The 12,515-nt window shown below is 59.6% G+C and carries 13 protein-coding genes; 7 read left to right on the top strand and 6 right to left on the bottom strand.

The window, feature by feature from the left end; all coding sequences use genetic code 11:
* Positions 1-202: 202 nt before the first annotated feature.
* From QA642_RS12890 to QA642_RS12880, 3 genes are all read right to left on the bottom strand, one after another.
* Positions 203-910 (bottom strand): alpha/beta hydrolase, encoded by a 708-nt coding sequence (locus QA642_RS12890; RefSeq protein WP_283084999.1) that lies wholly within the window; start codon positions 908-910, stop codon positions 203-205.
* Positions 911-1,086: 176 nt separating this feature from the next.
* The gene (locus QA642_RS12885; protein WP_283084998.1) at positions 1,087-1,965 is read right to left on the bottom strand and encodes a polysaccharide deacetylase family protein; all 879 of its coding nucleotides are present in this window, start codon (positions 1,963-1,965) and stop codon (positions 1,087-1,089) included.
* Between the two features lie 321 nt (positions 1,966-2,286).
* Positions 2,287-3,285, bottom strand: coding sequence for a LysR family transcriptional regulator (locus QA642_RS12880; RefSeq protein WP_283084997.1), 999 nt, complete (start codon positions 3,283-3,285; stop codon positions 2,287-2,289).
* Between QA642_RS12880 and QA642_RS12875 the strand changes: the two genes are divergently transcribed.
* The 7 genes from QA642_RS12875 to QA642_RS12845 all read left to right on the top strand — a co-directional run bounded on the left by QA642_RS12875 (position 3,262) and on the right by QA642_RS12845 (position 8,654).
* Entirely contained in the window at positions 3,262-4,437 is a 1,176-nt protein-coding gene (locus QA642_RS12875) for an NADH:flavin oxidoreductase (RefSeq protein ID WP_283084996.1), read from the top strand. The two genes, QA642_RS12880 and QA642_RS12875, sit on opposite strands and share 24 nt — an antisense overlap.
* A 100-nt stretch (positions 4,438-4,537) precedes the next feature.
* On the top strand, positions 4,538-4,717 hold the full coding sequence (locus QA642_RS12870; protein ID WP_283084995.1) for a hypothetical protein: 180 nt from the start codon (positions 4,538-4,540) through the stop codon (positions 4,715-4,717).
* Between the two features lie 473 nt (positions 4,718-5,190).
* Complete coding sequence (locus QA642_RS12865) at positions 5,191-5,487, top strand: antibiotic biosynthesis monooxygenase (protein ID WP_283084994.1); 297 nt, start codon at positions 5,191-5,193, stop codon at positions 5,485-5,487.
* 78 nt (positions 5,488-5,565) lie between these two features.
* Positions 5,566-6,291: an alpha/beta hydrolase gene (locus QA642_RS12860; RefSeq protein WP_283084993.1), complete on the top strand. Its 726-nt coding sequence runs from the start codon at positions 5,566-5,568 to the stop codon at positions 6,289-6,291.
* A 214-nt stretch (positions 6,292-6,505) separates the two neighbouring features.
* Positions 6,506-6,655 (top strand): hypothetical protein, encoded by a 150-nt coding sequence (locus tag QA642_RS12855; RefSeq protein WP_283084992.1) that lies wholly within the window; start codon positions 6,506-6,508, stop codon positions 6,653-6,655.
* A 228-nt stretch (positions 6,656-6,883) separates the two neighbouring features.
* Positions 6,884-7,210: a hypothetical protein gene (locus QA642_RS12850; RefSeq protein ID WP_283084991.1), complete on the top strand. Its 327-nt coding sequence runs from the start codon at positions 6,884-6,886 to the stop codon at positions 7,208-7,210.
* A gap of 46 nt (positions 7,211-7,256) precedes the next feature.
* The gene (locus tag QA642_RS12845; RefSeq protein ID WP_283084990.1) at positions 7,257-8,654 is read left to right on the top strand and encodes an FAD-dependent oxidoreductase; all 1,398 of its coding nucleotides are present in this window, start codon (positions 7,257-7,259) and stop codon (positions 8,652-8,654) included.
* A gap of 259 nt (positions 8,655-8,913) precedes the next feature.
* On the opposite strand, the gene QA642_RS12840 is transcribed toward QA642_RS12845, so the two are convergent.
* The 3 genes from QA642_RS12840 to QA642_RS12830 form a co-directional block, all read right to left on the bottom strand.
* On the bottom strand, positions 8,914-9,483 hold the full coding sequence (locus QA642_RS12840) for a UbiX family flavin prenyltransferase (RefSeq protein WP_283086869.1): 570 nt from the start codon (positions 9,481-9,483) through the stop codon (positions 8,914-8,916).
* 297 nt (positions 9,484-9,780) lie between these two features.
* Positions 9,781-11,205 carry a UbiD family decarboxylase gene (locus QA642_RS12835; RefSeq protein WP_283084989.1) on the bottom strand — a complete coding sequence of 475 codons (1,425 nt, stop codon included), beginning with the start codon at positions 11,203-11,205 and terminating at the stop codon, positions 9,781-9,783.
* A gap of 15 nt (positions 11,206-11,220) precedes the next feature.
* The gene (locus QA642_RS12830) at positions 11,221-12,495 is read right to left on the bottom strand and encodes an amidase family protein (RefSeq protein ID WP_283084988.1); all 1,275 of its coding nucleotides are present in this window, start codon (positions 12,493-12,495) and stop codon (positions 11,221-11,223) included.
* Between the last annotated feature and the right edge of the window lie 20 nt (positions 12,496-12,515).

Genomic DNA, 12,515 nt, shown 5'->3' with positions numbered 1-12,515 from the left:
CGTCTTGTTGCGACGCTTTTAGCTGGCTTAGCAACTCGTACGATGTCGCGATATCGCGTGCGTTACATGGCCTTCCGAGACAGACCGCTACATCGCCCCGGCCACCGGGGCCGCCCGCTGACACAACTGACCAACGAGACGGCCACCGAAGAGGCTGAACGGAACCGCGCCACCGCCGCAGCCATCGCGGTCTAAACCGCAGTTACTTCGCCGCTGCGCGGGCGGCCTGTACGATTACGTCGGCCACGACATCCGGGTTCGAGACCGTGACGGCATGCGATGCATTCACCTCAATGACATGCGATTTTGCACGATCGGCTTCGAACTCCTGCTCCGCCACAGGAATGGCAAGATCCTGCAGGGTCCTGATTTGCCAGCTCGGCTTACTCGTCCATGCCGCGGATGTCAGCGTCTCGGTCAAGGCTGCCAAGTTCATAGGGCGTTGGGTGGCGAGCAACATGGCGGCCTCGCGCGCGGGCACATCGGCAGCGACGTTACTGTGGAACTTGTCGGCCTGATAGAGGAGATACGTGCCGCTGCTTCCGTCAGGGAGAGAGTAGGCGACCGCTTCGACGGACGTGGGGAATGTGCTGCCGGGGAAGCGCTCGAGCAAATTGCTTGCAGCTTCCCCTGCCGCGGGCATCACTGCGGCTGCGTAGACGAGACCCTTGACCTTGGGGTCCGTGCCGGCCTGGGTGATGACGGCGCCGCCGTAGGAATGAGCCGCCAGGATCACAGGTCCCTGGATCCTGTCCAACACGCTACGCAGGTAGGCGGCGTCGATCGCCACGCCCAGCAACGGATTGGCAAAAGCGACGACCGGGTAGCCGTCGCGCTGGAGCCGCTCGATCACCTTATTCCAGATCGACGAGTCTTCGAAGGCCCCATGCACGAGCACGATGGGGGGCATGAGTGTTCCGGGATTCATCTTGATTCCTTCTCATGAGAGTTACGCAGGAGGTGGGTTCGCTGACGTGCGCGTTAAGCCGCGCCACCCAAGATCATCTGCCTTGTGAGTTGCAAAGGCCGGTCGTGGGATCGTCCAGGATCGCGGTGCGGAAAAGAGTCGCGTGATACGAGGTACGGCTAACTCCGCAAATAGTGTTGCCGGTACCACTTGTTGATCTCGCCGCTGGTTGTCACCCACACATCCTTTTGGCTCGCGATGTGGGCGAAGGCCGCCGCCAGGTGCTTCGTCCGAAACGCCTGCCCCGTGATAAAGGGATGCAAGGCAATGGGGAGAACCCTCGGAACCCGCTCCCCCTCTTCGTAAAGGACGTCAAATTGGTCTCGTATGATCCGGCCAAAATCTTCCGCGGACGCACCGAACGTCAGAACCGACGGAAGGTCGTTGCATTCGACGGAGTACGGCATTCCCAGAAGAGAGCCCTTCTTCACGTTCATCTGAAAGGGCAGATCATCACACGTATAGTCGCACAGATACTCGATGCCCCGCTCAGCGAGCAGATCCGGCGTGGCGTGCGTCTCCGTCAGGAACGGGCTGAGCCAGCCCTTTGGCTTTTCACCAGTGGCCGCCGCGATAACCGTGAGCGTGTCGTCAATCAGCGCCGCTTCCTCTTCCAACGAAAGGCCGTTGACGATCTCGGAGTTATTTCGTCCGTGCCCCATGAAATCCCACTTGCGTTTCGAGCCTTCCTCAATGATCCGGGGATACTCGCGACAGACATCGGAGTTGAGACACGCGCTTGCCGGCAAGCCATGCTTGTCCAAAATCTCCATCAACCGCCAAATGCCCACTCGCTGTCCATAATCCCGCCACCCGTAGTTCAGAGAGTCCGGCATGAAATGCGAGGTGTGCGGCACGATCGCCGGGCCAGGCCGGTCGTCCGGAAAGTGCTCCAAATTGATGTAGATCGCGACCGCCACGCGTTCCTTTTTCGGAAAGGATACAAGCGGACGATCGACAATCGGCGTGAAGTCGTAACGTTTGGTTTGGGTCAGCATCAGTCGGTCCCTCCTCGGTCAACTACCTCGGCCATCAGTCTCACGACGACGCCCAGCCATCACTGCGAACACCGGGCGTCAAAACCTCGCTTCCGAAATGCCTGACCAGCCGCGACAGCGACACGCGCGAATGCGAGGCTGACCGCCGATAGGTACGCCCTAAAGGTTCGGATCAGGCACCAGCCTGGTTACAGGCATCAAATAATGTTTATGACTATCCGGCGGGCCGCCTATTGTTACCGCGCCGCCGGTTGGCGACGATCTTGTCGTCGTCAGCCGAGTTGACGGATCAAGACAGTAAAATAGCTGGATGCGCCCTCTTCAGGCGTCGTTCGCGTGATCGACGGCGCCCGCGTGCAGCCGTTCCCGTAAAGCATCAATGAAGGCTCTCACACGGGCGGGCATTTGCGTACGGGTCGGGAAGACCGCCCATATGCCAATTTCGAGCGGCTTGACATCGGCGAGGACGATCCGCTGCAACTCTCCGCGCTCAACGAGTTTATGCACATCCCAGTAGGTCAAATAGGCGATGCCGACGCCGGCGATGCAGGCTGTCCGCACGGCATCGACTGTGCTGGCCGACAAGGCGCCGTTGACGCGGACCCGGTGTATCTCTCCATCACGCATGAATGGCCAAGTATCCATCGCGTGCAGCTTGATGCACGAGTGCGCCACCAGGTCGCCGCTTGTGGTTGGCGCTCCACAACGCGCGACATAGCCGGGCGACGCGCAGAGCGTGAACGGGTTGTCTGCCAGGCTGGTCGCAATCATGTCGGAAGGTTTCATCACCGCTACGCGAACCGCCACATCCAGTCCTGCCGTGGCAATGTCGATAACACCATCACTCAGGGTCAGATCGACGCGCAGTGCAGGATTGTCGGCGATCAAATCGGCCACGACGGGGACGACAACAGAATGCCCAATGACGTTTGGGGCCGTGATCTTCAATACACCCGACAGGCCTGAGCCGGCGATCGACACCGACTCGAGCGCTGAATCGCGAGCCTCAATGAGAGCAACTGCATGAGGCGAAAAGGCCTCGCCCTCGGGAGTAAGCGACAGAGAGCGCGTCGTGCGGTGAAACAGGCGCACGCCCAACTCGGCTTCAAGACCGGCCAGCCTACGGCTGACCAGCATCGGCGTTGTGCCGAGTTGGCGCGCCGCGGCCGACAGGCTCCCGACCGACACGATCGTTCGAAACAGCACGATGTCTGCGAGATCCATATTATAACGATAATCGATAAAGTGTTTATCGTCCAGTCTGACTTCTGCACGGTGGCGGCAGACGCTAAGTGAATGTCTATCGAGCTGCAAATCCACGGTTTCGAGGAAAACGCGGTTCTTTTGGCGTCAAAGGAGGCCTTGGCTATGGACATCGACACTGGTGCGCTTTTTGCGCCGATCGTTATAAAAGGCCATACAATAAAGAACCGCCTCGCTGTTGCGCCGATGACCCGCATCACGGCGACCCAGGACGGCCGGGCGACCGAAACCATGACCCGCTATTACGAGCGCTTCGCGCGGGGCGGCTTCGGCATCGTCAGCACCGAAGGCACTTACACCGATCAGGCATTCTCGCAGGGCTATGTCCACCAGCCCGGCATGACCGATCAAGCGCAAGCCAAGGCCTGGAAGCCGGTCGTCAACGGCATCCGGGCGCACGGGGCACTTGCGATCGCCCAGATGATGCACGCCGGCGCGATCAGCCAAGGCAATCGCTTTCGCGATGGCACAGTCGGGCCGTCGGCAATTCAGCCGAAGGGCAAGCAGATGACGTTCTATCATGGCAAGGACCGCTACGCGTTGCCAGCGGCCATTACGGAAGAACAGATCGCTGATGCCGTCACTGGCTTTGCTGACTCGGCCGCACGGGCAATCGAAGTTGCCGGGTTCGACGCCATCGAAATTCACGGCGCCAACGGCTATCTGCTTGACCAGTTCTTGACCTCCTACTCCAACCACAGAACGGACCGCTGGGGCGGCGTCACGGAAAACCGTGTGCGGCTCATCGTGGAAACCTTGAAGGCGGTGCGAGCTAAGGTCGGTACCAGCGTGCCAGTCGGCGTCCGGATCTCGCAGGGCAAGGTGAATGACTACGATCATAAGTGGGCGGGCACGGAGAGCGACGCCGAGATCATCTTCGGCAGCCTTGGCGATGCTGGCGCGGACTTCATCCATGTAACCGAATTCGAGGCATGGAGACCGGCGTTCGCCGAGGGCGGGCCATCATTGATGCGCCTCGCCAAGCGCTATGCTCCGAGAGCAAAGATCTTCGCGAATGGCAGCTTGCACAATATCAAGCAGGCGGTCGCTGCGCTCGACGACGGCGCCGATATCGTCACGATCGGTAGAGGAGCACTCGCGAATCCCGACCTGCCGAGACGCCTGTCCGAACGCAGCGCCTTGAAAGAGTTCGAACCGGCCATTCTTGGTCCTATCGCCGACATCAAGGAAACCGAACTGGCAATGTGAACGAAGCCTGGTTGCACCATCTCGGGAGACTATGTTCGCCAGCGCACCACTGAACCGGATGCTTTTCCGAAGATTGCTTCCGTAGCAGCAAGGGAAGATCATGCTCGACTCAATCTCTGATGCCTCGGTGGCGCTTTCGCTCATGCGAGAAGCGCTGGGCTTGCTAGATGGACCGGAGCACTTGAAGGCCGCGGCTCATCTTCGAGATGCGATCAACGAACTGGCGCCGCAGAAGCGGCAAGAGCCATCTTCATCTCGTGGCGCGCAGAGCCCGGGCTAGTCATTTGAGATGTGCCCCGCACCCACTTGGGACGACTGCTGCGCCGATATCTTAACCGCAGCAACGACACAGCCGCTTTATGGGTACGAAGTGAACACGTCACTCTTCGGGCGTCGAGCTTAGCTGGCTTCAGGGCCACTGACGAAAGAGCTCGACGCGAACATCTTCTCCCTTCAGGGATGGCAGCGAGCAAGACCAAGCGCCAGGAAGCCCCATCGGAGCGATACGAGTTATCATCACGATAAAGTTTTCATCGCCTATTCCAAATCGTACTTCCGAATAACCGATTTTATTAGAATAAAGCCTTGTTAACTCGACATATTTACCGATCGATGTACGCCCTCAAACGGCTATTGATCTAGCGTCATTTAAAAGGCGTTTTATAAAAAACACTTTCATAGGCAGCAGAGGCTTTGGTAAGAAATCATGCGTTGAAAACGCGCATCTCAGACGACAGCGAAAGGGTAACTCGCATGGTGAAGTTCGGCTTCTATGTTGAATTGAAGGCAAAGCCAGGAAAGGAAGCGGATGTCGAGTCTTTCCTGAAGCAGGGCGCCGTGATGGCGAAGGCCGAGGCCGGGATCGTATCGTGGTATGCGGCGAAGGAAGAAGAGCCAGGCGTCTATGGGATCATCGACACTTTCAAAGACGAAGTCGGGCGCGACGCTCACCTGAACGGTGAACTTGCGAAGGCGCTCTTCGGGCGTGCGGAGGAACTGTTCGCAGTGGCTCCGAAAGTTCATCGGCTTCACGTGATCGCCGAGAAGTAAGGCGCTGTTCTACGGCCCCTCTTTGCAAGACAGACGATGATCCACCTCCTGCGTAACCCTCTTGAGAAGGAAACCACAATGACTAGCAAATCACCCAAGCCCACAATCGTGCTTGTGCATGGGGCTTTCGAAGACGCATCGATCTGGAATCGCGTGATCCAGCGGCTCCAGCGCGACAGCTACCCGGTCGTTGCCTTCGCCAACCCGCTGCTGGGCGTGGCGGTCGACGCGGCCTACCTGCGGAGCGTGATCGACAGAATCCATGGCCCCATCATTCTGGTGGCCCACTCGTACGGCGGGGCCGTCATCACTGAGGCCGGCGGGGACGAGAAGGTCAAGGGCCTCGTGTACGCAGGCTCAATCTTGCCCGCGGCCGGGGAAGCCCCGCACCAACTTGTCGAACGGTTTCCCGGCACCTCATTCCCCACGTCAACCGATGTGATCCCCTACACCCGGCCCGACGGAACCAGCGGCAAGTATGTCCTCTACCAGGCCGACAAGTTCCACAGCCAGGTCGCCGCCGATGTGCCCGCGAGCGAGGCCGCCTTATTGCTCGCCACCCAACGCCACATGGACTTCGCATGCTTGACCGAGAAAGTGACGTCCGCTGCATGGGCGAGTAAGCCTACTTGGCAAATCTTGACCAGGCAGGATCTCGCCATTCCTCTGGCCGAACAGAAGTTCGAAGCCGATCGTGCCCGCTCCACCGTCATCGAAGTCGACGCTTCGCACGCCGTCACCATCTCCAAGCCGGACGTCGTGGCCGACGTGATCGAACAGGCCGCCCGCGCAATCGCGAACTAACGGCGTCTATCGAGACGGCGGTTCCCAAGCCGCGGACATCGAATTCCCTCTTCGTTATCTGTGCGAGCTCGACGGCGTCCTACGCACAGGGATCGAAGAGGGGCGATCCGTCGAGGTTTTTCTGGAGACCGGCTGTTGGATGCGTGCCATACGCGCCCGCCGCCGACGGTCACCTACACGATCCTGGTAGCCGGGCGTCCCAAGGGGAAAACGCATGGGAGCGCGCGAAACCGCCATGGTCTTCGGATTCGGACCAAGGCTCGGTTGGGCCTTAGCCAAACGCTTCGCCGCCGAGAACATGCGTGTCGGCGCCATGGCGCGCGATGAAGCTATTAAGATGCTGATCTATATTTGCTTTCTCTGACAGTTGGATTGAAACGCTTGTCGGTCCGCGTCGCCTCATTGTCCGCTCGCAAGATCGCCCCTTTCACTGGTAGACACGGGGCAGGAGGAGGCTTCCGCCGTGGAGCAGCTCGACCCGCTCCAAGTCTTCTGAACCGCATGTCGCCAGGCGAGTGCGGATTGATAGGTGCAAGGAAGTCTGCCCCATTGTGGTATCCGCCTTTGGGCGATCAACTTGCGGGAGCGACCCTTGACGAGCGGGTTACAGGAGGGGGAAATTAGGCAGGAGCTGCAAAACGGCGGGCACCTGCGCAATGTCCTCATCGTCACTAAGATTGTTGACGGTACGGTCGAACACCTGGCCTATGTTCGGCCGAGCTGGAGGCGCGAGTTCCTGCCGCTGCGGACGTGGGGCGACAAGGACGATCGTACCTACAAGGATTTGGATCGGCTGCTCGTGCTTCTGCGCGACGACTTCGGCTACCGGGGCTTCGTCGGACTTTACCTGGATGGTGACCCCGATTTGGCGCGCTATCGCGCGCTCTCGGAAAGCGATGAGGCCGACGAGAAAACGTAACGCTCACATCTCAGTAGTCCACCAGTAAACCGGTAGGAGAGTCGCCATGCCCCACAACGAGCAATTCGATGTGGTGATCCTCGGCAGCGGCCAAGGGGGCAAGCTGCTCGCTTGGCACCTTGCGAAGTCTGGCAAGAGGGTTGCCGTCGTCGAGCGCCGGTGGGTCGGCGGATCCTGTCCCGCCGTGGCTTGCCTGCCATCCAAAAACGAGATTTGGAGCGCGAACGTCGCTCATGTGGCCCGGAATGCTGCATATTTCGGCACCAACGTGGACGGCGTTCAAACAGACATGCGAAGGGTACGCAGTCGAAAACAAGATATGATCGACAGGGAGATTGCCGCTCACCTAAACGCCTATGAAGAGAGCGGTGCCGAACTGATCATGGGAAACGGTCGGTTCATTGGTCCGAAGACTATCGAAGTTGGGATGAACGACGGGGGCACACGCACGCTCGCCGGCTTGGAGGTCGTCATCAACGTCGGCACTCATGCCGCCATTCCCGACATTCCGGGCCTGATCGCGTCTCGCCCTCTTACGCACATAGAAGTCCTCGAACTCGATTATTTGCCCTCTCACCTGATAATTCTCGGTGGCGGGTATATCGGGATCGAGATGGCGCAAGCCTATCGGCGGCTCGGCAGTCGAGTGACTATTATTGAACCCGGGCGGCAACCCATGGGCCGTGAGGATGCGGACGTCGCTCAGGAGATGAACAGCATCCTGACGAGCGAGGGCATTGAGGTTCTCACCAACGTGAGGCCGACATTGGTGAAGGGGCTGTCGGGTGATGCCGTGACTGTCACGCTGCACACTGAGGACGCCGAGAAGACCATCGAGGGAAGCGACCTGCTCGTAGCTACCGGTAGGGTTGCCAACACCGCCGATATCGGGTTGGAAAAAACTGGGGTCGAGCTGGACGCAAGAGCCTTCGTCCGCGTGAATGAACGTTTGGAAACCAGTGCCCCGGGCATCTGGGCGATCGGTGAGTGCGCCGGCAGTCCGCAGTTCACGCATGTTTCCGTCGATGATTTCCGGATTGTTCGCGACAATATGGCGGGCGGCAATCGTAGAACGGACGATCGCCTCGTGCCGTATGTTATGTTTACTGAGCCGCCCCTCGCGCGGGTTGGCCTCTCTGAAGACGAGGCGAAACGGCAGGGCATTCCGGTGCTCGTCGCGAAGTTGCCGATGAGTCGGGTCCTTCGAACCGAAGCGACGGAAGAAAAGCGCGGATGGATGAAAGCAATCGTCAGCGCGAGTGATGACCGCGTGCTTGGCTTCACTATGATCGGCGCAGGCGCCGGCGAAGTGGTGGCAGCGGTCCAGACAGCCATAATCGCCGGATTATCTTACACGAAACTGCGTGATGCTGTGATAGCGCACCTTACGTATGCGGAAGGCCTTGGGCTCCTGTTTGCAGGCATCCCAGAGCGTCAAGCTTAGAATGGCTTCCGCAGGCAGCAGATCCTCCGTCTAATCGCCAAGTTCGGGTTTCGGTCCGCCGCAAATGCACGGTTCTGCCCGCGAACCAGACTTTGCTCAACTCGGTCGCACGCGCTTCACCGAGCTTCGCGATTTCGCAGAGCATGACTCTCAGTCGCAAACTGTCGCTGCGTTGAATCCAGACGAAGCGATCCTACGCCTCGCGCCTGCGGTGCTCGCAGGGCCGCGATGGCACACAATCTCCGCGTTGCTAAGCACGCTACTTCGTCAGCGGTGAATGTAAACCTTCCCAGCGGCCAGCCAAATCAATATCGATATCGAACAGGTCAAGTACGCGGCCGAGCGTGTAGTCGATCATTTGCTCTAAATTTCTTGGCTTCGCATAGAATGCAGGGACCGGCGGAGCGATGATTGCCCCCATCTCGGCAACGGCCGTCATTGCGCGAAGGTGCCCCAAGTGCAGGGGCGTTTCCCTCAGGAGGAGGACTAGCTGCCGCCGTTCCTTCAGCACCACGTCGGCGGCCCTGGCAAGCAGTCCTTCGGCGCCACCTGACGCGATGCCCGACATTGTCCGCACCGAGCAGGGCGCAATGATCATTCCGGACGTCCGAAAGGACCCGCTTGCAATGGGCGCGGACAAATCCTTTTGGCCATAGCTCCGATCAGCGAGAGCTCTGACCTCGGACAGGGGCTTTCCGACCTCATGGGCAACAGTAATGCTCGCTGCGTTGGACATTACCAAATGAGTCTCAACCCCGGCCGCGCGGAGCAATTCGAGCAGACGAACGCCGTAAACCGCACCGGATGCACCGCTGATTCCTACTACCAGCCTCTGATGCCGCGACTGGCTCTCAAGACGCTTGTTTCTGGGCGCGTCGTGCTCTGCGAACGCATTCAGGGGTACCACGCTCAAATTCGAACAATTATCACTGGGCATGGCCGTTCCTCACCGGAGTCCTCGTAAACCACCATCCGCTTCGCAAGTGAAGGGTCCAGACAGATCCCCAGTCGGCCACACCGCACGAACGGTTTAGCCGGAAGCCAGTAGAGACCGGCGAACCCGTTGTGCGGCCTGCTCATGATGCCTTCTTCCAGGCTCCCGCATCCGGTTCTCGGGCCGGCCCGATCAGAGATAATCCGAAAGCTTGACCTTTCCCCAATTCATCGGCCATGCGCGCCTGAAGTCATTGCGGTCGTGTCGTGACTTGATCGTCGCATCGATTCCCATCTTCCCGACAACGCGATATGGATAGAATTCTTCCGGCAGAGGCGTCGCGGATGGATCATAGAGCGAGCCGCGCGTGCGGGGGACCACGAACGTATCGCGCTCCGGGTCGCAACGAGTCGCGATCGCGTGATAGACGTCCGCAGGATCGTCCAGATCGGTGTCGGGACTAACCGCGATAACAAGCTTCGTATTGATCCAGGGCGCCCCCATCACCATCATCAATGCGTCGTTGACAAAGCCGTCATGACGGTAGTCGAACTGTATGATGCAGGACAACGCCGCCCCCCAAGTTGGAAAGCGCACGTCCTTGACGGCAAGCCCCATCTCGCTAAGGCGATTGTACAGAACAGCTTCGTGACAGAGCCGAGGTAACGTCTGATGGTCGGTTGCTGGGCACGTCTGATGGTTTCGATAGATGGGCCTGTCCTCCCGCATCGTGATCGCGGTGACTTCCAAAGTCGGCACATGCTCGTGCTGAGGAAGGTGGTACATGCTCGGCGAGGTCACTGCACCGACCGTCTGCGAGGCAAAGTGGACGTAACCCTCGATGATCACCTCTGCCTGGGCTGGAACCGGAAGTGGAACGGTCTCCGCATCAGCGACTTCGATATCGCGATCCATGATCGTACCAATCATGTCGAACTCACCCCAGACGTCGAGATGCAGACCGGAGTAGTTGGCCATGATCTCATAGGCGGGAGGTACGCCGCCCATCATCACGATCGGCATTTTGGTCTCGCCCATCTGGCGATATTTATTCATGATGCGGATGCTGTGCGGCGTTGCGAAACTGATCGCGCCACTATGGCGGCCGGTAACAGTCGTGCCGGCGTGATTGGAGTTGAGAAAGCCGGTTTCTGGATCCCGGATGATGTTGGCGAGCGTGATGTAGGGCCGCGTGTCACCTTCTTTGTGAAAGGGAATGGGCAGCCGCGTCAGGTCGGCATCGCCGCCGAGCCAGCGCACCTCTTTGACTGGGCCGCCGGAAACTTTCACTAAGGGACGCGGCGGCAGCCTGAGCCGATATGCAAGCGTCTTTAAATAGTCCTCGCGCGAAACGCCGAGCGCGCGCGCCTGATTTTTGCGGTTTTTCACCAGGATGTCTGCGACACGGAAGCCTGGCGCCTCGATGACATTCTCGAAGAGGATCGGATCATCCGTTTGGGCGGATAGAGCGCCAATGTCGCGTAGGCCAACGGGCTTACGAATTCGGACAACTGAGTTCGAGTGACTGTGAAGATAGTCGCGCAAGCTGGCTTCAAGCGGCTTGGACGGCTTAGCCACCGGTCGATCGCTTGGCGCGAATACAACAGCTTTGGTCATTTCGTTCCCTTTATTTCAATTTTGATCGGAACGGTTCGATGTCGTTGGCATGCTGCCACGTTGCAACGTTGACTCGACGGTGGACGCGATCTCCAACAGGCGGCGGTCTGTGCCCCTGCGGCCAATCAGCATCAGCCCGACGGGTAGGCCGCCGACCGGTAAGGGAAGCGAGATCGAGGGGCAGTCTAGAATATTGGCGACGCGAGGGTTACGGAGGACGAGCCCATTGCACTCATGAAATGTCGCATCGTCCTCAAGCGCCGACAAAAGCGGCGCGCGGATCGGCGTCGTTGGCAGAACGAGGACTTCGTTCGCAGCGAAGGACTGCTCGAAGGATTGCACGGCGGCACGGCGAAGCCGCATCATGCGCACATAGTCGACTGCGAGGATGCCCTCACCCGCCTCGATGCGAACCCGTGTCTTCGGATCGACCCCCTCGAGACTCCCAAGCCCGAGGCCGCGCAGCGTCGCGCCGACCTCGATGGATGGAAACGTTCCTATCCCATCGATCCGCGCCAGGTCGTCGAGAGCTGCGTCAATTGATCTCTCCGCAATCAGCACGCCGTACGACCCCAGACGCTGGATTGTATGTTCGAACGCATTAGCCACCTCCGGCTCGCAGCGCTCAAAGAGTCGGCCACGGGCAACGCTGAGACGGAAGGTCCCGAGAGACGCGGGTCGCAGTGCTGACGGTGTATGATGTTCCGACAGCACCATGTCGGCGGCCGCGCAATCCGCAACGCTCATGGCGATCGGGCCGATCGTATCAAGGCTAGATGACAGCGAGAAAGCGCCAGTCAACGGCACGCGTCCGCTCGTCGGTTTGAAGCCGACCGCTCCCGATAGCGCCGCGGGTATTCTGATTGATCCACCCGTATCGCTGCCAATAGCGATCTCGGCCATGCCATCGACCACCGACACGACGGCACCCGACGACGAACCTCCGGGCGCGCGGTTGCGGTCGCGCGGATTGCCTGGCACGCCGTCGTGAGGATTCGTGCCAAGTGCGGAGAAGGCAAACTCGGTCATCTGGGTTTTGCCAACGATGATCGCGCCCGCCGTGCGTAGATTCGCCACGACCACGGAGTCATGGGCCGCGACCGGCAAGCGACGCAACACAGCAGAGCCCGCGCTTGTCACTGTGCCCGCAACGTCGAATATTGCCTTCACTGAGATGATGCGACCGTCAAGCGGTCCGCGTGTGGACCCGGCGGCGCGCTGGTCCGCCGCCTCGGCCTCGCGCTGCGCGCTGTCGGCAAAGACCGTGGTAAAGACCTTGCTGCCTTCCATCTTGAGCGACCGACTACGGT

The organism is Bradyrhizobium sp. CB2312, assembly GCF_029714425.1.
Lineage (GTDB): Bacteria > Pseudomonadota > Alphaproteobacteria > Rhizobiales > Xanthobacteraceae > Bradyrhizobium.
The sequence above is the reverse complement of the archived record's forward strand: the minus strand, read 5'-3'. Positions and strand labels throughout refer to the sequence as shown.